14 protein-coding genes and 5 pseudogenes are annotated in these 21,744 nt (G+C 55.5%); 7 read left to right on the top strand and 12 right to left on the bottom strand.

Going from position 1 to position 21,744, the window contains the following annotated elements:
• Nucleotides 1-6: 6 nt before the first annotated feature.
• Nucleotides 7-741, bottom strand: a complete 735-nt coding sequence (locus MPC4_RS06750) for a glycosyltransferase family protein (RefSeq protein ID WP_174511843.1) — start codon at nucleotides 739-741, stop codon at nucleotides 7-9.
• A 51-nt stretch (nucleotides 742-792) separates the two neighbouring features.
• On the opposite strand from MPC4_RS06750, the gene MPC4_RS06755 reads away from it, so the two are divergent.
• Both MPC4_RS06755 and MPC4_RS06760 read left to right on the top strand, forming a co-directional pair.
• Nucleotides 793-1,812, top strand: coding sequence for a sulfotransferase family protein (locus tag MPC4_RS06755; RefSeq protein WP_174511844.1), 1,020 nt, complete (start codon nucleotides 793-795; stop codon nucleotides 1,810-1,812).
• On the top strand, nucleotides 1,805-2,677 hold the full coding sequence (locus tag MPC4_RS06760) for a sulfotransferase (RefSeq protein ID WP_174511845.1): 873 nt from the start codon (nucleotides 1,805-1,807) through the stop codon (nucleotides 2,675-2,677). Before MPC4_RS06755 ends, MPC4_RS06760 begins: the two co-directional genes overlap by 8 nt.
• A gap of 44 nt (nucleotides 2,678-2,721) precedes the next feature.
• Here MPC4_RS06760 and MPC4_RS06765 read toward each other — a convergent pair whose 3' ends face one another.
• From MPC4_RS06765 to MPC4_RS06800, 8 genes and pseudogenes are all read right to left on the bottom strand, one after another.
• Nucleotides 2,722-4,086: a S53 family peptidase gene (locus MPC4_RS06765; RefSeq protein ID WP_174511846.1), complete on the bottom strand. Its 1,365-nt coding sequence runs from the start codon at nucleotides 4,084-4,086 to the stop codon at nucleotides 2,722-2,724.
• A 633-nt stretch (nucleotides 4,087-4,719) separates the two neighbouring features.
• Entirely contained in the window at nucleotides 4,720-5,943 is a 1,224-nt protein-coding gene (locus MPC4_RS06770; protein ID WP_174511847.1) for a hypothetical protein, read from the bottom strand.
• Between the two features lie 626 nt (nucleotides 5,944-6,569).
• The gene (locus tag MPC4_RS06775; protein WP_174511848.1) at nucleotides 6,570-8,450 is read right to left on the bottom strand and encodes a glycoside hydrolase 5 family protein; all 1,881 of its coding nucleotides are present in this window, start codon (nucleotides 8,448-8,450) and stop codon (nucleotides 6,570-6,572) included.
• A 257-nt stretch (nucleotides 8,451-8,707) separates the two neighbouring features.
• Nucleotides 8,708-9,883 (bottom strand): coiled-coil domain-containing protein, encoded by a 1,176-nt coding sequence (locus tag MPC4_RS06780; protein WP_174511849.1) that lies wholly within the window; start codon nucleotides 9,881-9,883, stop codon nucleotides 8,708-8,710.
• A gap of 105 nt (nucleotides 9,884-9,988) precedes the next feature.
• Entirely contained in the window at nucleotides 9,989-11,071 is a 1,083-nt protein-coding gene (locus MPC4_RS06785; RefSeq protein ID WP_174511850.1) for a sulfotransferase family protein, read from the bottom strand.
• Between the two features lie 341 nt (nucleotides 11,072-11,412).
• Nucleotides 11,413-12,462, bottom strand: a pseudogene (locus tag MPC4_RS06790) (IS630 family transposase).
• 99 nt (nucleotides 12,463-12,561) lie between these two features.
• Nucleotides 12,562-12,942 (bottom strand): annotated as a pseudogene (locus tag MPC4_RS06795) (transposase); the annotation flags it as partial.
• A pseudogene (locus MPC4_RS06800) lies at nucleotides 12,937-13,277 on the bottom strand (transposase); the annotation flags it as partial. The pseudogenes MPC4_RS06800 and MPC4_RS06795, both read right to left, overlap by 6 nt.
• 224 nt (nucleotides 13,278-13,501) lie before the next feature.
• Here MPC4_RS06800 and MPC4_RS06805 point away from each other — a divergent pair.
• The 3 genes from MPC4_RS06805 (at nucleotide 13,502) to MPC4_RS06815 (ending at nucleotide 18,001) form a co-directional block, all read left to right on the top strand.
• Nucleotides 13,502-14,290 carry a class I SAM-dependent methyltransferase gene (locus tag MPC4_RS06805; protein ID WP_174511851.1) on the top strand — a complete coding sequence of 263 codons (789 nt, stop codon included), beginning with the start codon at nucleotides 13,502-13,504 and terminating at the stop codon, nucleotides 14,288-14,290.
• 77 nt (nucleotides 14,291-14,367) lie between these two features.
• Nucleotides 14,368-15,153, top strand: coding sequence for a methyltransferase domain-containing protein (locus tag MPC4_RS06810; RefSeq protein WP_174511852.1), 786 nt, complete (start codon nucleotides 14,368-14,370; stop codon nucleotides 15,151-15,153).
• Nucleotides 15,154-15,253: 100 nt separating this feature from the next.
• Complete coding sequence (locus MPC4_RS06815; protein WP_174511853.1) at nucleotides 15,254-18,001, top strand: rhamnosyltransferase WsaF family glycosyltransferase; 2,748 nt, start codon at nucleotides 15,254-15,256, stop codon at nucleotides 17,999-18,001.
• Nucleotides 18,002-18,237: 236 nt separating this feature from the next.
• On the opposite strand, the pseudogene MPC4_RS06820 reads toward MPC4_RS06815, so the two are convergent.
• Nucleotides 18,238-18,660, bottom strand: a pseudogene (locus tag MPC4_RS06820) (integrase core domain-containing protein); the annotation flags it as partial.
• Between the two features lie 315 nt (nucleotides 18,661-18,975).
• Nucleotides 18,976-20,127 (bottom strand): annotated as a pseudogene (locus MPC4_RS06825) (IS3 family transposase).
• On the opposite strand from MPC4_RS06825, the gene MPC4_RS06830 reads away from it, so the two are divergent.
• Together MPC4_RS06830 and MPC4_RS06835 are read left to right on the top strand one after the other, a co-directional pair.
• Nucleotides 20,096-20,428, top strand: a complete 333-nt coding sequence (locus tag MPC4_RS06830; RefSeq protein ID WP_174511800.1) for a hypothetical protein — start codon at nucleotides 20,096-20,098, stop codon at nucleotides 20,426-20,428. The pseudogene MPC4_RS06825 and the gene MPC4_RS06830 sit on opposite strands and share 32 nt — an antisense overlap.
• The gene (locus MPC4_RS06835) at nucleotides 20,425-20,592 is read left to right on the top strand and encodes a hypothetical protein (RefSeq protein WP_174511855.1); all 168 of its coding nucleotides are present in this window, start codon (nucleotides 20,425-20,427) and stop codon (nucleotides 20,590-20,592) included. Before MPC4_RS06830 ends, MPC4_RS06835 begins: the two co-directional genes overlap by 4 nt.
• A gap of 218 nt (nucleotides 20,593-20,810) precedes the next feature.
• On the opposite strand, the gene MPC4_RS06840 is transcribed toward MPC4_RS06835, so the two are convergent.
• Nucleotides 20,811-21,743 (bottom strand): GIY-YIG nuclease family protein, encoded by a 933-nt coding sequence (locus tag MPC4_RS06840; protein WP_174511856.1) that lies wholly within the window; start codon nucleotides 21,741-21,743, stop codon nucleotides 20,811-20,813.
• Between the last annotated feature and the right edge of the window lies 1 nt (nucleotide 21,744).

Below are 21,744 nucleotides of genomic sequence, written 5' to 3' on the forward strand. Positions count from 1 at the left end.
GCTCAATCACAACGGCACCTTTACGGCCTTCACAAGAGCGCCGTTCTCATAGCGGTGCAGATATCCAGGTGAAAGATTCTGCGCTTCCGCAGGTAATGGATTGTAAGAATGCCAAATCCGGATAGAGCCGCTGATCAATTCTCCAAATGCGCGATGATTGAAGCTCGGAGACAGCGTGTACGGATTGAAACCAAGCATCTCCATCGCAAGACTTATGTATGGTTGATCGCCCCAAGGAGCAATCTCATCCTTGCTTGCAGTGGCGCGCGCCAGACTGAAGATGTCTCGCACTTCCGGTCGGTTGGCGGCAAAGAAGATAACTCCGGAATTGTAGATCATCTGGCCGCAAGGCGAAACGCCTTCTCTGACCATGACGCTGCGGAACGAGCGAAAATCCTCGAGCGAATAGTGAGGCGCAGCCGCCATCGCTACCCCATGACGCTCTGCTTTCTCGAACCCTAAGGAAATGTCCCCTATCACGCGAGTGTCGACATCGAGGAACAGAACCGTTTCAAGGTCATCGGGCACGGCCGCCAGCAGCTCGAGCTTTGCCAGTTTGCCGGGAAACATCAAATCTCTTCTCAAGACCGACACGTGGGAGGGTAAACAGGCGACATCCGTCTCATTGTCGGTGATAAGAAGAATCGGATAATCTGGAAGGCGACTTTCCGCAATGCATCGTCCAACATTATTGATGAAGGCGTCACCCCAGGCCAGAAACACGATCGTGCGGCGATTCATCTAATTTCACTTTCAGTCAAATGAGCGCCGCAAGGCCTGATCCGAGCGTCGATGGTGATTGATGCAATTGTTAAGGGAAGTAGACGACGGTGTCTTGCTCCCAAAGCAACGCTTGGCATATATTTGACTTCCTCTTCAAGTTCAGCCGAATATCTTAGAATTTGGAGGGGGGAGCTAGTGGGTTTGGAGGACCACGGTACATATAACGACATTTCGCGAACCGGCTTTTGGGATGGGATCGAGCGCGTCGTCGCTATCGTAGGGTGTCAGCGAAGCGGGACTACGCTGACGGGCCAGATCGTCGGCGCTCATCCAGAGGCTTTTCTTGTAGACGAGTTTGATGGCCTTTATCCCTGGTTCCATGCGGAGACCGATAGGCGCCATAATGCTGTGGCGCTTGCTGAGGCAATGGTAAAAAGCGCCGAGGCGAAATATCGGCAAATGGATAAGCCGCGCCGTCTAGGAGGCGCTGTGACTGCGGGCGACATAGGCGCGAGGGTCCTCGTTCTTAAGGCTCCAAACTTGACCTACGACGTCGGCCGGTTTTCATCTCTGGGAACGCCTGTATCGGTCGTCTACCCCGTGCGAGACCCCAGAGCCGTCGTCGCTTCGATGGCCCGGCTTAGCCACATCGACTTCGTCGGAAACCAGCTTCGTTTGCTCAATGATCGACCAGAGCTCATCGAGCGGTTCACGGCGGAGTACCGGCTCCTCGCAGATGAAGCTCAGCCTCAGTGGATAAGGCAGGCCGCGATCTGGAACATTAAATCAAGTATGGCGCCAACATTCCGCCAGGCGGGCATTTGCGTGACGCAGTTTAGATATGAGGATCTGGTCTGCGAGCCTGACCGGATGATTTCACGGATACTGGACGAATGCGATTTGCCACATTCTGCTGAAGCGCTCCGCTCGCACGCCTTGTATCGAGGGGAAGGTCCGGGCGGAACCGACCGGACGCGCCCAATCGATGCTACATCGTTGTTCGTTTGGCAGAGCGACCTCGATGAGGCGCAGCAAGCTGATGTTATCCATATAGCCGGCGCGTCGGCGAGGAGCTTTGGATATGGCTGACCCGACAATGCAACGCAGCCGTAGCGACGTTGCACAGGATCCGCTTGAACCGATTATCTTGCTCGGACGTGGCGGAAGCGGGACGCGACTGCTGTCGGCATTTGCCGCCTCAAACGGGATTTTTTTGGGTAATATGCTGAACGCCACCGCAGACTCGGTGGAATGGGTCCAAGATATCTATGAGTTGGCGATCGAGTCGACGACAGTGGGCGTCGATGCCGGATCAACCCGCGATGCTTACTGGCGTGAGCGGCTGCGCGGGACAGCGGGGCGGATTCTCTCCGCGGCCGGTTTGCCGTCAGATGTTGCTTGGGGATGGAAGCTTCCAGAAACGATGCTGGCGCTTCCGCAAGTGTTGCGGGCCTTTCCGCGCGCGCGGGTCGTTCACCTCGTCCGTCATCCGGTTACCAGTTCATTGCGTCGCACACATATGACCTCGCGTTTGAGCAACCCTGTTGGTCAAGTCGTGCTGCCCGCCGCCTACGTAGCTTGCGGGCTCAATCCCAAAAACATCGAATTCGACGAACCTTATTTGCACAATGCCGTCACGTGGACTTACCAGGTCGGAAATGTCTGCCGCGCGCTTTCCAAAACCCTCGCCGACGAGCGGCATTTACAGCTGCGCTATGAGGAAATTTGTGCGAATCCGGTCGAAACACATTGTGAACTTGGCAAATTTCTCGGGAAGAACGTTGTTCCGATGAATGAAATCCCCGACATCGATTGGGCCCGGGTCAGCAAGTTTGATATCAACGATGAAAGGCCTGAACGAATTTGGTCGATATGCGGCGAAGTCGCTATTGCTCTCGGATACGCCAAGGACGGCCCTGCAGTCAGGTCCATCAACGCGCCACATCCGATTTGACAGGCCTTAACCCGCTTTCGGGCGGCTCTTGCAGCGCTCCATCGTTACAAGCCTGAGAGACCGCGAGGAGATCCGAGGCCAGTGCAGAAATCCCATAGTTTCGCAGCATTAGTGGAAACGGTAAAAAAACCAGCATAGGGGCCGCACACACCGAGGTTGACGTTAAAGAAACTCGCAGTCCCAAGATGCGCATATAGTTTTTGATGCTCGATGTCGGAATTCGCCGCGAACCCCCCAGCGCTGTTCACCATCGCGGCAATCGCTGGAGAGCCCACGCTGGTACCCCCAACAATGTACCACCCACCCTGATCCGAAGCGCCGCAACTTGTTCCGCAGTAAACCCAGACGCCGGTGTTTGGATTCCCGTCGAATGAAATATCAGGCACTCCGCGCACATCTCCGACGCGGCTGCTTATCACATCCTGGTAGGGTGGCCGCGGGACATAAGCGCTCGCCCCCCCGCCCCCGTCCGCCCAAGTGGTCTCCTGTCTGAATTTTCCAGTTTCGACGTTGCGCGAAACGCTCGTGCCGCCGACCGCGATCACCGACGGCAATGTCGATGGAAAAGACACGCCCGGCGCGTCGCCAGTGGACGCGAAAAAGACGACATTAGTTTTCCCATTGAAATGAGATGCATAAGACAGCTCGCGAGAGAATTCAGCTCCGCCCCAGCTATTCGACACTTCCCCTCCCCCCGCCGCCGTAACCATTGAGCTTGCGATATCTTCAGCCTGCATAAGATCGGGATACGAACTCGATGCAGCTTCGACCAGGATAATTTTTGCGCCGGGAGCGAGTGCATGAACCACTTCGACGTCAAGCGCTTCTTCCAGCGCCCAGCCATTGTCGAGCGCCGGACGCGCGCCGGCGGCGAAGACGACCTGAAAATTTGTGGCGGTCGGACTGGGGAGGCCAAATTGTGCGGAAAATCGCTGTAGGTCGGTCAGGATCGATGGATTGTCATAAGCGTCGACAATAGCCACGACCTTGCTGCCCCCGGTGGCGTTAGCGGTGACCGCATTGGGGTTGCAGCCGCCGATGGGAGTGACCAGGGCGTAAAGGCACGCGAGAGAGGCCGGAGTTTCGATGTAGAAGCCCGAAAACGGCGGTCCGACGGCCGCCTTTGGCGCAGCGATCGCCGCCTCTTGCGATTCCTCTGCTTTGGCTGGGACAAACAGGCGAACGTTGCTATGCGCGCGGCGGCCTGTATCGCCAGGCTTGGCGGTGCTTGCTTCTGGTATGATTGTTTGACCCTTCAATCGCGAGTCACCGTCTCTGACCGCAAAATCCGAGATAGCAAGCCCGGGAGGCGCGGCCGGCGTGATGTTGCGAGGCTCCTGCGCCTGCGCCACGCTACTGGAAATCGCCAAAACCGTAAGTCCAAGCCTCGTGATTTCAATCGGGTTCATTACACAGATCTCGCTCTGCCAATCCTACGCCCTCGCGCTGTAGGGTTTGCTGATCCCTTGTCAAAGCTCCAGTACGAACATCCGCGCCGATGTGCCGGAGCGCGGCGACGCTAACGTTGACTGACTCAATCAAAGCGATCTTAACCGCGTTCGGCTGGAATGCCCAATTTGGCATCCCCTCACCCCGATGGGAAACCGCGCGGCGCGTGATATCGCGCCGCCACACCGGGACGGGAGCTTTTAACCGTCAAAAACGGCTTGCGGAAACTTTCGCATGGCGGCGTCATTTACGCCTGATGTCTTATCTCATGCGGCCGAATCTGAGAGGATGCGCAAATGGCTGCGTTTCAGATTAAAGCCCCGTGCTGGCGAAGGAGACTGGCGTGGCAGGGGTCGAGGCTGTTTACCTTCGATCCACGCCATCACGTGGGGCGGACCCCATTGAATGATGGTCTTTCGCGCCGCCAGGCGGCGGAGCGATTTAGGATGAACGCGGCGAGCGCCTACCGCTGGTTCGCTCGTCTGACGAAACAAAGCATTGTCAGGCCCTTAAGCTTCAAGAAAAGCGCAGACGGCGCACCGATCGGTTGGGGGGCCTGGTAGAACGCTCCAGCGGTTCAGCGCGCCGAGAATCTACTGCTGCGTGCAGGCCTGCAGGGGACTGTTGAAGCAGGCCTCCGACAAAGACCAAATAAAGTCACGCCGAATCCAAGCATCGGAGGGCAGCGCCGGTGGCGCTCCGACAGGATTAGAGGTCAACAAAGTAATCCCATCGGTACCGTCGTTTTTGATCGAGGAGACGCTGTGGCACGTAATACATGAAGCCTGAGTCAACGGAACACCGGCGTTTTCCCCTTCGATGATTGAATTTCCCAACAGCTGTGGTTTGAAATATCCGATTTGAACGCCATCCAACCGGTAGTTAAAGAATTCGGGGGCCAAATTAGCCGCCGTCATCAAAGCGGTCAGCCCAGGCGTCAAACTTGTATCCGCTCCGTGCGTCACCGTTGGTGTTGATCCAAAATCGTCAGTGCAACCCAAAACTTGGCAGCGGTACGGATTCGTGATCGGGCTCTGCGGCTCAAAGGTCGCCCATATCCACTTGTTTTGAAGCTTCGACATCAGGTGCATGCCAGCCAACGCAAAGCAGTTGCCGTTGATCGTTTCTACGTGGATTTTTTGGAAGAATTTGGCTGGCAGGGTGCTGCAATCCAGCCCAATGCTTGATAGCTGAATCCAGTCCGCTTTGATTTCGACAGATGGTGGCGAAAACTGGATGTCTGTTCCATTTGCCGCGGCTTTGGTCTGGCCGCCACGCTTCCAAAGCTTCGTTCCAGCGATATAATCCTCGACCGCTCCGTTCAGCCGCACCTCCTCGCAAATGACGAGATTAGGCTGCCCGGGCGGCGGCGTACTCGCCTTGTTGCAGCTCTGGTCCGCTCCGCCGAGCAGCCCAGGCACCAGCTTGATGCTATTAGGCTTCTTCAACGTTGCGAGCGGGCTGCCGTGCAACAGATGTGTTGCGTTTGGCCCAGCGGCCTTCGCGTTTGGGACCTCGAGACCGGCAGCCGGATTCGCCGGATACATCTGCGCCTGCTCGATCCAGTCCTCCCAGACCACGAAGGGATATTGGCGGGTGTTAACGGGACAAGTGGCCGCCACCCAAAGTTGCCACGCGGTCTCCGCGGCATCGGTCGGGTTGATCGCATTCGGGGCTGCGCAGGGATTAAGCTGCGGAACGATCTGGGCCTTTGCGCTAGAAACGCCGAGCGCTGCCTCGCGCTGGCTTGGCTCCATTGACATGAATGCAATTACGAAGGCGAAGAACAATACAGATGCGAACGTCAAACGCGTCATAGCTATCCCCCCGGTGGGGCCCGACTGCTATAACCTGCTTATATCGCAAATTGCGCAGATTTACCCCGCAGCCGAGCTCCGTCCGACTAGCATTATTCACGAAAATCAGCAATCAACATTTATCATTAAAAGCGAGAGCTTTACCCGAAAGCATGCTGTCGATCTTCTCGTGCCCGCCTCGAAAAAGGCTCCAGCAAAGCAACGCCCACTCCTCAATATATCCTCAAGGAAGCAGGACTCTAGCGCCGATCCTTAACGAACCTTCCGTCAACGGCGGTCATGCGAAGGCGTGCTCGCCGACGGGCTAACTCGCTGGGCCATCAAGCTACCCCCACCCCGTTTTCGGCGTTTCCGCGCTTGTCTCATCAGGCCGAGTATCCAGAGCCGCTCAATTGGCCTCTCAACACAAAGCGGCTTCGTCACATTCTTCATCCGCCGCGGCCCGCGCAGACCTGCTGGTGATTCCTCCGGCGCCTTTATTGGAAGGCGCCGGCGAACCGCATGTTTAATCTCGCCGGCGTCATGACCAACACGGGAATGTCCTTGGCTTGCATCGAAGGCCGCATGTCAACCGAGACGCATCCGCGGAACAAATCAGACGATGGCGGCGCTGGATGGCGAAGCAATCAATCGCAAACGCCGGTCGCCGAGAACACTTCGCATATTGCCGCTATCGCCGCGCGCGGCTTGAGAATGTCAGGCCCTCCGTTCAGCGCTCCGGTGTTGTAGTTCACCACAGGATACTTGTTTTGGCCTCCGCCTCCCGGGCAATTGAAGTTTGTTGCAGGACAACGATTCGGGTTGACCTTCGCAGACGTGAGGCCGAACCATTCCTCGTCGCCCCAGCCGCCCGGAAATACGTTGTTAGCGCCGCCGGTATTCGCGCAGGCCGCTTGGCCACAACCTTGTCCCGGCTGACAGGAGATCGTTCCTGAGGCGCTGTGGAAATAGGGGAAAGTCTCATTGCCTTTCCACCATTCGTCACGAAACTCGAAGACGTATCCGCCCGACGCATAGAGGAATTTTGTGTCCCGATCGGGACCGTTGCTGGCGAGGTGTGGCGCCACCGCCTGCTTCCAGAACTTCGTAATCCAGGTGGCTTGAAGCGCGGCGGCGAGGGGATCCCCGGCCATGACGCCGCTGTTAGGGAAGAACGGGACGAGTTTGGTTGGCATCGTGAATTTCGCCAGAGTCGGGTCCGCTGGCAGCTCCTGCGCTACAGTGCTATGGGCGGCATGTTCGGCCTCGGGGCCGTCGCTGCCGGATCCCGGCGGCGGTCCGAGATTGCCCACAGACAAGCATTGAGGAGCGGGGGGCGAAGGCGACCAGATGAAGTTCGGGGCGATCCATGTGGTCGGATAAGCCTTCGTCGCGTCGGCTAGCGCGACATGCGTATCAGCCGGCGTGCCGAACTCGGTCAGGAGCATCGGTTTGATGCAAGGCTGGTTCTCCGTCGTTGTGCAGTTGGTCGCGAAGCCGTCATGAAACCGCTGGTACTGGTTGCCCGGCAACGCCGGATCATTGTACGGGTTGTCCCCTAGCACATCGAGTTGATAGACCTGCGGCCCGGTCTTCCCGGCGAACTGACCATGGGTGATGGTTGAAAACGCATTCGGCCCATCGTGGAACACGGCCATGGTCAATTTGGTCGGTGCGCTCGCTTTGACTAGCGCGTTGAAATCATTGAGCGTATTCCAGAAATTCGAAGTCGTGGTGTTCACCCCATTATCGACTTCATTGCTGATAACGAAGCCGATCACCGCGGGATGGTTGCCATATTTCTGCGCGAGCCAGCGCGCGGTGTATTTATAAAACTGCCGCAGATTTTCCTTCCGCGTCTTATCGAAATTTGCGTCGAACAATTCGACGGGGAGCGCAATGCCAATCCACACATAGATCGGGTTGACTCCGTTATTCCACATCTTGTTGAGGAAGTGGGTGTGGTCTGGATGCGGGTATGTCAGCGCGCCATTGCCGGGATCGCAGAAAGGCGTGTTGTCCTGCGTCTGGACCGAGAAATCAACTTGCCTCCAGAAGGTGGCGACTCCGTCGGCCCCGCTGCTCGCGCTTAAGAAGCCGGGCTCCCACTTCCACACGCCATAAGTGCGAACGCTGTTAACGTGCAGGGCCTGCAACAGAGGAATATCGCGCTGCCACAGGGGCAGCCACGTTTTGGAGCCATTGGTATAGAAAAAATCGTTTGACGGGCTGACGCCCGCGCCGCCGCCAATCTGGGTCGGCTCGTAATTGACGCCGTGAGCAATGAACGTCTGCGGCGCGCCGCCGCCGGTTGTCAACTTGATGGCCACGCCCTTGTCCGCCCAGGACGTCGATGTCTGTGTCCAGCCGGACGGCGCCGTCCAGGGCAGCGCCGGCAGAGAGGGATAAACGCCATTCACCGCATTGAGTGGCGGATTGGAGACCGGCGCGATACATGCCGCCAACCCTGTTTGCGGCGCGACGGCCAGCAGCCATGCTACGAAGTATAAAGCCTTGCGAAGCGACAACTCAATCTCCCTTTGAAAAGCTATTTTTTGCAATATATTGATAATCAGCGACGATATACCATATGTCGCGCGCGTGGGCCAAGCAGCTTGTATATAAACGAAACGGCTTTGCAAGGGCCAACTGCGGGAATGACACAATTTTCGAGTACGCAAGGACGTTAAGCCCGGCGCATTTTTTGGTCACAGACCGGCCCAGAGTTTATCACCCGTCTGTCTTGCCGTTCGATCCCGGGCTGCGTGGCGGCGCCCCGATATTCTCATGCCGAAAGATTTGTTTGCTTATCAGCCTGGCCCTTTCTCATTTTCAGCAAAGCCGGCATTCGCACCGCACCTTTAGCGCGAAGTGCAGAATACCGTTCGACAAACCAGCTGTTTGAAAATAAGGGATGTGGATCGCGACCTTCGGCGGCGCCGTGGAAATAAAAATGAACGAGCGGATTTATGCCGCTGCTTTTGACGTCCGAGTTCTGTTGTAAATACCAATCGGTGTCAAAATAGGGATTAGGGTCACGCCCTTCGAGGGCGCCATGCCTCAGGTAGTGATCGTAAGGATCGATTTCGCCTTCCTTCACATCTGAATATCGTTGCAGATACCAACGGCGGTTGAACAAGGGATTGGCCTTCTTGCCGCGCAACAACCGTCGGATGCGTGACAATTGCCTCTTGAACGCCCTCCAGGGCGCGCTGAGCCGCCACGACATGCTATTCAACAGAGCATCGATTTCACGCTCATGACGCACCAATAGCATTCTCTGGTTCATCTCAGCCTGACGCGCGGTCTCAAGATTTTGCGCCAGAGCCGACGAACGAACTTGTTCTTCCGCGAGTTTGACTTCGGTCGCGGCCAGATGGGCGGTTAAGCTTTCAAGCTGTAAGCGATCTCGCGTTGAACGCGCAGCCGCGGCCGCGGCTCGATTTGTCAAGGCAGATCTGTGCTCCTGCTCGACCGCTAGCTTATCTTGAAGGGCCGCAAGCATATCGCCTGTTTCTGCCGCCCGCTGACGTTCCCTTGAGAGGGCCAGATGGAGGTCCGCGATTTGCTGCTTCCCTGCTTGGCTCGCTCTCTCCGCCAGATCCAGCGCTCGCTCCAGCGCCCCTTCTCTTGCGTCGCTTTCAGCTTGCCGCTCCTTCATTTCGATGAGCGTGGCCTCCAGGTCGGCGGAGACCTGTATGACCTCTCCCAATAAGGCGTCGGTCTCATCAATCTGGCCGGTTAACGAGAAAACCCGCTGGCGCATTTGCGCGAGTTGATTTTCAATCTCAATTACATGGTTCCTGGCGTCACCAGACGACTTGGCTTCTGAACGCGTTTGCTTTGATTTGCGCTCGGTTTCACGCGGGTGACGGGGCAGCTTTTCGCCGCCTGACGCGTCCTTGTTCGGACGCTTGGTCTCTCCGCGGCGGTCACCGGTCTTGTTCCCACGCGATTTCATCGGCGGTCCAGTTGAGCTTGGATTATCTGCATAGGATCAATGTGCCTGATCAAGGCTTGGAGACGCAGAACCGAGGATGGAGGCGCCGCGCGATTCACAGCCCATTCAACTCCCGGCGGAGACGCCAGCTAGCGTAGCCCGAATGGAAAGAAGCCTTTGCCGCGCCCGTTCACGGTTCAACTCGGGGTCAATGGAGGGCCCGACCCGCATGTTATGAGATTCATTGCGTCGCTGTTTTGCGCGATGCACGAGCGCGTGGGTGAGGTTTTCATATTTGCGGGTCAATTCGTCTCGCTCCCTGCAAATGGCGGCGGCTTCGGTCTCAGCCCGCGCCGCTCTTTTCTCGACTTCGGCGAAAGCTGGACCCATGAAGGCGCATGCCAATTCGAACGTTGAGTTCACTTCATCCAGCGCACTGAGCGCCAGAGATGATTGCGGGCGATCGCGTAAAGTCAGCATCGCCTCATAGGCTTTTATCGTCCATGCAAAAACGGGAGGCAGCGAGTCTGCCGCGGCGTTTTGATGTCTAAGGTCGGGCGATAGAAAAGCATCTATGGCCGCGGCGCTTGCTTCGCCAAAAGCCGGCCATTTGATTCCCAGGAGCCCCCCTATTCTGGTAATCGCGCCCCGCCAGTCCTCGAAAAGATCATCCATCGACACGATGGCGCGCGGAAAATGGCGGCTTTCGCGTTCGGCATCAAGGACATGCCTTAACCATAGAAGCAATCCTGTTTCCAGGCTGAATCCGTCCCGTTTCGCTAGAGATTGAGCGACTTCAAGGGGCGAGCGGATGGGAATGACGACCAGAGGAGCGATTTGCATTTCCTCGAACGCCGCCACCCAAAAAGGTATGATTCGACACAGGCGCGGGTCCTTGAAGGCAAAAAGCTCCGCTTCTCCAAATTCTTCGCCGAGAAGTAATTTGGCGCGGCTTCTAAAAGCGCTCCCGCACGCTGAATGACGCCATGCTTTGTCAAAAGCACGCCAATCGCGCCAGCTGCTTCCCGCTGCCGCGAGCAACTCGTCATGAAGAACAGAAATTCTAAGCGATTCCCAATAACCTCTCTCGTTCTCGTTGTTGGAGGGCATGAGAGTGAACGGCGCGCCAAGGCCAAGCTGCACCATCGTTCCAGTTATCGCGGACGTACCGCTACGATGCATTCCGAGAACAAGGATGACCTTTCTCATGAGGTTTCGATCCAAGAGCTATGCGCGAAAGCGGCGAGGCGCAGGAGAAAAACAGCGCATCATCGGGTGCTGAAACATTAAATGAGCAGCATAGCGCCGATCTAGTCAAGGTTTGCAGACATCAGATCATTCGAAAGGCAGCTTACGCGGTCTCTCGGCCGAAAATGCTGGTGACCTGCCACCGCGCATTTCCTCCACGTAGAGTTAGAGTCCGACCTGACGTGAGCCGCTCCCGGTTTTTAGGCCAGCCGAAACTGGAATTTCCGCCTGTTTTGGCTTATGATGCGGGGAGCGTCGATAAGCCGTTTGCCAACGAGAGCGGCGCCTCATACCAACGGCCCTTATGATTGACCGATGTGGGCCCATTCGCGCATGCCGATTGAGGTGATTGTTTTGGGCTGTGCGATGAGGTTTCGCCAGGCCTCACAGGCGGCGTCGATGATGGCGTCATAGCTTTCGAAGACGCGGTTCGAGAGCCAGTTCGCGCGCAGATATTGCCAGATGTTCTCGACCGGGTTCAGCTCCGGGGATCGGGAAGGCAGGAAAATCAGCGTCATGTTCTTTGGGACGTTGAGGGCCCCCGTCGTATGCCACCCGGCGCGATCGAGCAGCAGGACAGCGTGTGCGCCCTTGGCGACCATGCGTGAGATTTCGTCGAGATGAAGTTGCATGGCCTCTGTGTTGGCATAGGGCAGTGCGAGCGCCGCGCCGGTTCCGCGGGCCGGGCAGATCGCGCCGAAGAGCCAGGCGCTCTCGTAGCGCTGGTCGGCAGGCTGACGCGGCCGCGTTCCGCGTCTTGCCCATTGGCGGACGATCCCGTTCTTCTGGCCGATCCGGGCCTCGTCCTGGAACCAGATCTCGATGGGTTTGCCCTTCCTGACGCCGGCCAGATGGACGTTCAGCGCGGCCGCGAAGTTTTTTTAAACGCCTCGATCGTCCGGGCGTCCTGCCCCGGGTGGCGCCGACGGGCGCTGACATGGAAGAAGCCGAGCGCCTTGAGGAGCTTGCCGACCGTACGCTCGTGATAGACGACGCCGAAGCGCTCGCCGATGACGCGTTGCAAGTCGACGCGCCGCCAGCGCACGACGCATGCACGGCCCGGTCCGGACCGGTCCAAGCTGCGCCAGTTTCGCCTGCTGCTCCGCCGAGAGGCGCGTCGGCCTGCCCTTCGACCAGTTGTCGAGATCATGGTCGTTAAACCGATGCGCCCAGTCGCGCAGCGTCTGGCGATCCATGCCGCCGATCCGCGCCGCATCTGTCCGGTTCATGCCGTCCAGGACCGCCGCCAGCGCCAATAGACGCCGGCTCTGGTTCGCGTTCTTCGCCGCCGTCGCAAGCCGCCAAAGTTCGCCAGCTGAAAAATCCGTCCGTAATTTAACCGCTGACGCCATCGCGCGAATCCTCCCCGCGCCATGCAATTATCTCAGACGCGAAAGCGGAATCCCTCACGAGCCAAATATCGAGGCCGTTGGTATTAGGGCGTCGGATGTTCAAGTGAATCCATATCCGGCGGCTTTGAAGTAGTTTTGGCATTCGGCTGGCTCGAATAGATCGCAGATTTGGCCGATTTCGCGCCAGAGGGCGTCGATCGTCCTGACGGCGCTGGCGCGCAGACGCGCTTTTAGTTTGGAGAAGGCCATCGCGATCGGATTCAGGTCCGGACTGTAGGGCGGTAGGAACAGAATCCATGCGCCCGTGGCCCCGATGGCCTTTTCGGCAGCCGGACTTTTGTGGGCCGCCAGATTGTCCATGATCACGACATCGCCCTTTTCAAGGGTCGGCGCGAGCTGGGTCTCGACATAGGTCTCGAAGATGCGCCGGTTCATCGGAGCGTCGATGACGAAGGGCGCGGTGAGCCCATGGCAACGCAGAATCGGAAGGCCGTGCGTGCGGTCGATCATCGCTTTGCGCTCAGCAAACCCGCTTTGGTGAGCGCGCCTTCCAAAAAATCATTCTCCAGCGTCAGTTCGCCGATCTTGGCGTGCAGCGCCTTCAGATCGACGATGGCCTCTTTCGCTTCGTTCCTCTCCTGGCCAAACACCCCGGCCGCGCCTTCGAGAAGCTGACCTTTCCACGTCGTGATCTGGTTCGGGTGAACGTCGAACTGCTGAGCCAGCTCGGTCGGCGTCCTGTCCCCCTTCACGGCGGCCAAAGCCACCTTCGCCTTGAAGGCCGCTGTATGATTGCGGCGCGGTCTCTTCGTCATCTTCACTCCTGACGGCGGCGAGAATCCTCGCCGCCGTCAGGCAGAAAATCCACTTATCTCACTGTTCAAATTTGCGGGGCCAGCTCCCTAATTGCTTTCTAACAATTGATATTCGAAGCAAACTCCTTTACTTCAGCCTACAACCTGACACGCGCCGCCAATTGATGAGAAAAAGAAGCGCGCGTCAATTGTTAGAGAAAAACCAAGGCTAGGGGACATCAAAAATGATGGAAAGCAAGTTCGAGCGACGCTTCCCCGTTGATCAAAATGCTATCGATCTTTTTCACGGTCACTGGGCAAGCAAAATCGAGGAGGTTCATCCCGGTCTTACCTCGGGAGCATTGCCTATGTTCAGCGCGGATCGTCGCCCGTCCATCGCCGCCCAATATCTCGGGTTGGTCCCAGGCTCACTGCATGGCATGAACATACTTGAACTTGGGCCGCTCGAAGGTGCCCACACGTATCAATTGGCAAAACTCGGGGCCGATCGAATTCTTTCAATCGAAGCAAACTCGGAGGCCTTCTTGAAATGCCTTATTGTCAAAGAGATTCTACGCACACCGCGTTGCCGATTTCTGCTGGGCGATTGCTTGAAATTCCTTCAGATCAATCGTGATCGGTTTGATATGATTTTCTGCTCCGGCATTCTCTACCATATGGAGAATCCCTTCGAGCTCATCAAAGCGATTGCTCAGCATACAGATCGCGTATTTTTATGGACGCATTATTACGATCCCGACGTGCCTTCCGGCGCAGGGCGTAAACCGAAGGTAGTCAATTGCGACGGGCTTGAGCTTATCTTATACGAACACATTTACGGTGAAACTACCAATTCTGGCCAATTCTGGGGCGGCACAATGCCCAGCGCATCGTGGCTCGAGAAAGCGGGGATTCAACGATGCTTCGAACACTTCGGATATCAATTTTCGGTCCATGAGGATAATCCGACCCAAGAGGCTGGTCCTTGGATTACGGCGACAGCATTGCGCCAGCCAACTGGTGCCCACGGCTAAACTCGACCTATTTTTCCTGCCTGCCCGCAAGCTCTGCTCAACTAATCCAAACCATAGCCTAATCCAGGATCCCACTTATGACGCAGCCCTCTAAGAACCCCAGGCGCGACGGTAGGTTTCACCATCATAGATCACATTTCTTATATCATGTTGATCCCTTAACCACGCGTGGTCTCGAAATCGGCGCGTTTGATTTGCCTCTCGTGGAGCCGATGGAAGGGAGATGCGATTTTGCTGATTGGAATACCGCCGAATATCTAAGGGATATAGCTAAGCCTGATACCGGCCATAATCCCGATTTCGTTGTGCCAATCAACTATAACCTTCTCCAAGGATATGATCAAGTCCCTGACGGCTACGATTGGGTCGCTGCGGCTCATGTCATAGAACACGTACCGGACATTATTGGATGGCTCAAGCAAATAACCACGAAGTTGAAGCCAGGAGGCATCCTGTTCCTAATAATTCCAGATAAACGATATATCTTCGATATTTATAGACAGGAGAGTACTTTCACAGACGCTCTCGTGGCCCACAAATCCGCGTTCAAACATCCTTCGTTCGCGCAAGTGTTCGATCATTTTTACTATCACGCTCCGGGCCTTGTCGCCCGCGACGTCTGGATCGGTAATTCGTTGCCGGGCCCTATGCTAAACTTTGCAAACGCTTTTTCCATCGCTGAAAAGGCTGAACTTGCATATGAGGTGGATGCTCATTGCTGGGTGCTAACGCCGGACAGTTTCTCGGCGCTAACGCAGTCGCTTTGCAATAGCCAGATGATCAACCTGCAGCCCCTCGATCTCCATCCAACTGTATTTGGCGGTCTCGATTTCTCAGTCGTTTTACAAAAGCCTGCAACGTAAAAAATGGTCAATGTCAAACCTGTCAAACCTTGTTTATAATGCTAGGGTTCGTCATGGATCGACCGTCGGCGGCGTCGCGCGTTTTTAAGGGAAAACACAGATGATTCCTTCGATTCTTAGCGCGCATCTATCTAAAATAATTTCCCGACAAAAAGATAGAAACGAATATAGACTCATAAAACGGGAATTTGACAGAAGTTTTTATATCTCCCAATACCCCGATACAATCGGGAGCGAACTTGACCCAATCGAGCACTATCGCACGCAAGGCTGGCGCATTGGCCTAAATCCTCATGCGGGCTTCGATACCTTGTACTATAGGGGATCAAATCCGGATGTCGAACGGGCAAATCGAAATCCATTCGTGCATTTCCTACGTCACGGGCGCAAAGAAGGTCGGGTGCCTAAAGCTCCAAACTCCCGAGATCGAAATTTCGCGCTGGACTATTTGATCATCGCACCTGAGTTTGACGTAAATTACTATCTTTCACGGTATCCCGACGTAAGGAGTTCAAATATAGACCCGATTAAGCACTATATTTTCTATGGCTGGAAAGAAGGACGTAACCCGCGGTCAGATTTCAACACAGGTTATTACTGCTTTTGCAATAGCGATTTGTCATTTAATGAGCTAAATCCATTCCGCCATTATATAGAAATAGGACGTGCTGAAGGGCGCCAATCGTGCGCCGCTGAAGATCGAGAACCGCATTTACGCTTCATGTACACGTCAAATTTAACAACAGACTTAAACGCGGTACCGAGCCTTCGTCCATGCAATGAAAATGATTATTGTTTAGCGGTTCCGTTTGACTTTATTATGACTTCCGGTACAGTAACCCGTGTTGCGGCAGTAATTCATGTGTATTATACGGAGCTTCTTCCTGCCATCATTGGTTACATAACGAATGTGCCGGTACCAACTGATTTGTTCATATCTACGGATACGATTGATAAAAAAGCTATTATAACTAATTATTTGCGGGAATATTTACATGGCAAAGTAGAAGTCCGCGTATTTGAAAATAGAGGTCGGGATATTGCGCCATTCATAGTTGGCTTTTCGGATGTATTTGAGCGCTACGAATATTTTATACACCTGCATACAAAGAGATCTCCACATGGGGGGGGGCCGCTAGAGGGATGGCTGGAGTATATTCTTTTAAACTTACTTGGGAGTGAGCGTATAGTTAAAAGTGTATTCAGCTTATTTGAAAATGAAAACGTCGGAATTGTTTTCCCTCAGCATCTTTTTGCGCTACGTGGGATTCTTAATTGGGGCTACGACTTCGAGATGGCGGCCGACCTTCTACGGCGAGCCGGTTTTCACCTTGATAAGCTTCATCTTCTAGAATTTCCATCGGGGTCGATGTTTTGGGGCCGATCTGCTGCACTTCGTCCATTGTTGGACTTAGACATAGAGTTTGCTGCGTTTCCGGATGAAGCGGGGCAGGTCGATGGAACTTTGGCACATGCTATTGAGCGTTCATTTCTGTTTTTCGCAGAAATCGCGGGTTTTCGATGGGCAAAGATTATTTCAAAGCAGATCGCTTATCCCATAAAGAATACATTGCTTGAAAGTAACACACAAGAAGATGTTTCGTCCAATCTTGCGCTGACTTATCGGCCACTACTATTAAGGCAACTGTCTGGTATTACAGCTACGGAAAAGGCCATCAAAGAGGTTCGCAGGATCATCTATTTCCCTTCTTCAAATAAGAAACCGCGATTGAACTTGTTGGTTCCTACGATAAACCCGCACCAAACCTTTGGGGGTGTTTCAACAGCGCTCAAAATGTTCGATGATCTTGAGAGGTGCTATAATACTGTTGCAGATTTTCGCATCATCGTTACTGACGCCGCAGTTGTGAGCGAGGCTGGGGTGCGCTTCAAAAAATACTCTTTTAGAGGACTATCTCCACATGACACGAACAGCGGGCATGTAATTGTCGAGGCAGTGGAACGGAGGTTCGAACCGCTGACCGTGCGGTCATCGGATATTTTCGTGGCAACGGCATGGTGGACGGCTGACCTTGCATTTGAGGCAATCGATGTTCAGAAGAAAATGTTTAAAAAGTCTAATAAACTTATCTATTTAATTCAAGATTTCGAACCTAACTTCTATGGATGGAGTTCGAATTGGATTTTGGCGGACAATACATTAAGAAGAGGCGATGAAACTGTAGCTGTAATTAATTCGTATGAGCTATGTCAGTACCTTTTGAAAGAATATTTGTTTGATACAATTTACTATATTGGATACAAAAGAAACGGATTGATTAGGATTGACGGTATTGAAGAGAGGCAAAAAATAATCATCTTCTACGGCCGTCCACATGTAACGAGGAACTTGTTTGAAATCTTGGTCGATGGGATAAGCCTGTGGCAACAGCGAAATCCCACAATTGCGAGAGAATGGAGAATTGTCTCATTAGGGGAAGAATATTCTCCAGAGGCGCTCGCACATGTTTGTAATGTCGAAATTGGAGGCAAGCTCTCCTTAGAAGACTACAGTACCTATTTGCGCACAGCGTCTGTTGGCATTTCTCTGATGCTGTCGCCACATCCTAGTTACCCTCCATTAGAAATGGCCGAGGCAGGCGTCGTCACGATTACGAATTCCTGTTTCGGCAAAAATCTAAGTCAATGGGCCGACAATATTATTGCCCTGGACAAGTTAACGGATGATACGATTTCAGAGGCCATTAGCAATGCAATCATACGCGTGAAGGCAAACGCGTTCCCGCTTCAGCAGACGATGAAAGATCCAAATATGTCTGCTAATGTACACCCCAACGTTACTGAGTATAGTGCTAAGAGTCTCGGCCGGCTGCTTAAGTTGGAATGAGATCCTTCAGATTCTCATCCCCAATTGGCGCGTGGAGCCAAGTGCCGGCGCGCCGCTACGCCATCTTCGGCAGATTCCCCGCCAAGTCGCCTCGAATCCCGAACGGCTGGCGCATGACGTGCTGGCCGTGGTGACCTACTCCCTTAAATTTGTCCAATCTGAACTAAAATTTTCCAATTACTGAACTGCTCCCTGTTTTTAGGCCAGCTGCTGCTGGAATTTTCGCCGGTTTTGGCTCATGTCGGCAGCGATGCCGGTGAGCCATTGATCAGCGATATCGGGGGCTTGTTTCCGATCGCGCTGTGGGGCCGGACTTCGTTATAGTCCTTACGCCATTCCTCCATTTTCGAACGGGCGTCGTCAAGGCTCATGAACCAGTGTGCGTTCAGGCATTCCGCCCGAAACTTGCCATTGAACGACTCGATGAAGGCGTTGTCGGTCGGCTTGCCGGGCGCGATGTAATGCCAGGCCACCCGGCTGTCGTTGGCCCAGCGCAGGATTGCATTCGAGGTGAGTTCGCTGCCATTGTGGCTGACCACCATCCTGGCCTTACCGTGCTCATGGATCAACTGATCCAGGGCCCGTGCGACCCTCAGGCCAGAGAGCGAGGTATCGGCGACCAAGCCAAGGCATGTGCGGGTGCAATCGTCGACGACAGAGCGTCCGCCCAAGGGGAGAGCCCCCCGTCCGCCGATCCGACGAACGCCGATCAAGGACGGAGCATTGCTCGAGGTTCCTGCCAAAGCGAATAACCATCATATCACAGTAGCCTCTAAATCCCCGCAAGACGTTGCGATTTAGATCAAACTTTGGACTTCAACTTAAAAAAACACACATTTGAGCGATACTTCGGGCGCAGCGCTGCCCTCGCTGCGGGCCTTTTTATACGGTCCCTAACCGGGGGAGAGCGCACTGAATGAAATCATAGACCGAGAACTACTCCATGGCCTGCGACCGGTCTTGTGGACAGACAGTTAAGCTAACGCGGCCTTCCTTTCGAACTCGATTGGGCTGACATAACCGATCGTCGAATGTCTTCGGGTCACATTGTAGAACCGCTCGATATAATCAAAGATGTCGGCTCTCGCGGCATCGCGCGAGCGATAGACCTAGCGCCGGATTCTTTCTGTTTTCAACGATGAGAAGAAGCTTTCCATCGCCGCGTTGTCCCAGACATTTCCGGATCGGCTCATCGAGCAATCGACGCCGTTATCGGCCATCAACTTCTGAAACTGCGCGCTCGCGTACTGGCTGCCCTGATCTGAATGATGAAGCAAAGCATTCGGCTTGCCGCGCCGCCAGATCGCCATGACGAAAGCATCGGCGACGAGCTGCGCCGTCATTTCGGCCTTCATCGACCAGCCGACGACACGGCGGGAAAAAGATCGATCACAGCGGCGACGTAGAGCCAGCCCTCCGCCGTCCAGACATAGGTGAAGTCGGCGATCCACTTTTGATTTGGCCGCTCCGCCGCGAACTGGCGATCGAGCACATTTGGCGCGACTGTGGACACCATGCGCTCACCTTCGTCCCTCGGCAGGGCGCGCCGGCGGGGTCGAGCCCGCAGGCCCTGCGCCCCATCAGCCGCTCGACTTTGTGCAGTCCGCAACATACGCCATCGGCTAAAACGTCTCTCCAGACGCGGCGCGCCCCATAGGTTCGCGCGCTTGCGACAAAGCTCGCCCTGACCTTCGGCGCCAGCGCTTCGTCCGCCAACGCGCGTGCGCTTGGAACACGGGCAAGCCAGGCATGAAAGCCCGAATGGGAGACGCCCAGCGCTTCGCAGAGCCATGCCATCGGCCAGATCGAACGGTGCTTCGCGATGAAACCGAACTTCATATCGTTTCCCTCGCGAACTAGGCTGCGGCCTTTTTTAGAATGTCGCGCTCAGCCTTCGGCTTGGCGACCTCACGCCGCAGACGCTCGATCTCAAGCTGCTCCGGCTTCATCTGCCCCAGCCCAGGAAAAGCCTGCGCCTGATCGGCGGCAAACTCTTTCACCCATTTCCGCAGCACGTTCTCGTAGATGTCGAGATCCCGAGAAGCCTGCGCCACGCTTACCCCCCGCTCCCGAATCAGCCGAACCGACTCGATCTTGAACTCGCGACTATATTTACGTTTCTGCATTCCCCACCTCCGGCGTCATGAAACACCCAAACTTGGTGTCCACGAAACCGGCAGCAGGCCAAAGCCGATCACCCCAAAAACGGGGTCGTTATTCCACGCCTATTCACACGCCGTTCTTCCGTTCGGGGCGGGCTATCGCACCTACATCATTGCCGCCGTGCTCGTTCTTGTCGTGGTCGTCGAGAAAGGCCTCGGCATCGACGTGCCGGGCGTCGATGTGGGTTCCGACTGGCTCACCCAGATCCTCGCCGCGCTCGGCCTCGGCACACTGCGCGCTGGGATCACCGGGGCGAACAAGTGACCGGTTGGATCGCTCTCGTCCTCATCGTCGCGGTGGTCATCGCCACCGCGGCGATCTTCGCCGCCGGTCGCAAAGCAGATGCCGCCGCCGAAGCGGCTAAAGCCCGCGAGGCTGAACTCAAATCCCAGAAGGAGGCTTCCGATGCCAGGGACCGGATGCTCTAAGCGGGCGCTGCCGCTCCTCGCGATCGCGACGCTCTCGCTGACCGCCTGCGCGACGGCTCCTTCTAGGCCGTCCGTCGTCTGCCCGCCGGTTGCGGCATACGATCGCGTCTTCCAGGACCGCTTGCCGACGGAATCCAACGCCTGCCAACTGGCACGGCCCTGGAACAGGCGACGCTGGACTATGCCCGCCTGCGCGATCAGGCGCGGGCATGCAGCGGTTAGGATGCCGGATTGCCTGCGGTCCGCGCTTTTTCTTCCTGCCATTGATGGTAGGTCAGCTTTGATCCAACAACCTTCCACTCTGAGCGCCCGTTGGAATTGCGATCAAGGACCACCGCGGCGGCTGCCGAAGGGCTCTTGAAGGCGTAAGGTTTGGCGAAAGTGTAGAATTTCGCATCTGGCGCAGCACCCAACACACCTTGTGCAATCAATTCCTGCTTTAACTCGCCATAAGAGTTAGTGCCTTGATAGCCGGCGTCCTTAAGTGCTTCACTGCCCGGTAGGACGACAAATTCACCTTCCTCCTCCACACTGGTCGCCTTGACGCCGCTCTTGTGCCGGATCTCGAACCTTGTCTCGTCTGGTGTCATTGCGAGCCCAGCGGCTTTTGTGGCTGCAACGGGACGCGGCTTGAGCAAATCTAAACCAATCACTGGCAACACGGTTTTCAGGTTCGCGAGGAAGGCCTCCATGTTGGCGCGGTCGGCCTCTGGCATTCGCCTCTTGTCGGCACTTGGCGCCTGGCCATTGTCGAGGCTTACCCGTCCGGCGCTGATCGCGAGCTCGATCAGTCTTGCTTCCAGATACCGCACATGGCCTTTTGTAAGGGCTTCGTCGCTTGTTGTGATCACGACCGCGGTTTCCCAGAACCCTCGATCGCCGGCGCTTTGCGCAATACGATCGCGAACGCTGTCTGCTTCGCCGATATAGGCACGCATGGAAAGCGCATCCGCCGGATCGGGCCCGAACAGGATGTATACGCCAGTCCGGTCCACCTCCGGTCGCGCAAGCAGCTTCGCAAAAGTTGACTGCGTGGCAACGAGAACTGAGCCCGTCCAGCCGTGTATCGAGGCGATCGTCAGGCCGTTCGGCGTTCCATCGACAAGGAACAGCTGAATTGTTCGACCGAAGGCTTCAGCAGGCTGACTCATG

The organism is Methylocella tundrae (assembly GCF_901905185.1).
Classification (GTDB): Bacteria; Pseudomonadota; Alphaproteobacteria; order Rhizobiales; family Beijerinckiaceae; genus Methylocapsa; species Methylocapsa tundrae.

Coding starts and splice junctions, on each gene's coding strand:
- MPC4_RS06770 (WP_174511847.1), bottom strand. CDS start 5,943: ATGACGCGTTTGACGTTCGCATCTGTATTGTTCTTCGCCTTCGTAATT.
- MPC4_RS06755 (WP_174511844.1), top strand. CDS start 793: ATGGTGATTGATGCAATTGTTAAGGGAAGTAGACGACGGTGTCTTGCT.
- MPC4_RS06805 (WP_174511851.1), top strand. CDS start 13,502: ATGATGGAAAGCAAGTTCGAGCGACGCTTCCCCGTTGATCAAAATGCT.
- MPC4_RS06785 (WP_174511850.1), bottom strand. CDS start 11,071: ATGAGAAAGGTCATCCTTGTTCTCGGAATGCATCGTAGCGGTACGTCC.
- MPC4_RS06765 (WP_174511846.1), bottom strand. CDS start 4,086: ATGAACCCGATTGAAATCACGAGGCTTGGACTTACGGTTTTGGCGATT.
- MPC4_RS06810 (WP_174511852.1), top strand. CDS start 14,368: ATGACGCAGCCCTCTAAGAACCCCAGGCGCGACGGTAGGTTTCACCAT.
- MPC4_RS06840 (WP_174511856.1), bottom strand. CDS start 21,743: ATGAGTCAGCCTGCTGAAGCCTTCGGTCGAACAATTCAGCTGTTCCTT.
- MPC4_RS06815 (WP_174511853.1), top strand. CDS start 15,254: ATGATTCCTTCGATTCTTAGCGCGCATCTATCTAAAATAATTTCCCGA.
- MPC4_RS06780 (WP_174511849.1), bottom strand. CDS start 9,883: ATGAAATCGCGTGGGAACAAGACCGGTGACCGCCGCGGAGAGACCAAG.
- MPC4_RS06760 (WP_174511845.1), top strand. CDS start 1,805: ATGGCTGACCCGACAATGCAACGCAGCCGTAGCGACGTTGCACAGGAT.
- MPC4_RS06750 (WP_174511843.1), bottom strand. CDS start 741: ATGAATCGCCGCACGATCGTGTTTCTGGCCTGGGGTGACGCCTTCATC.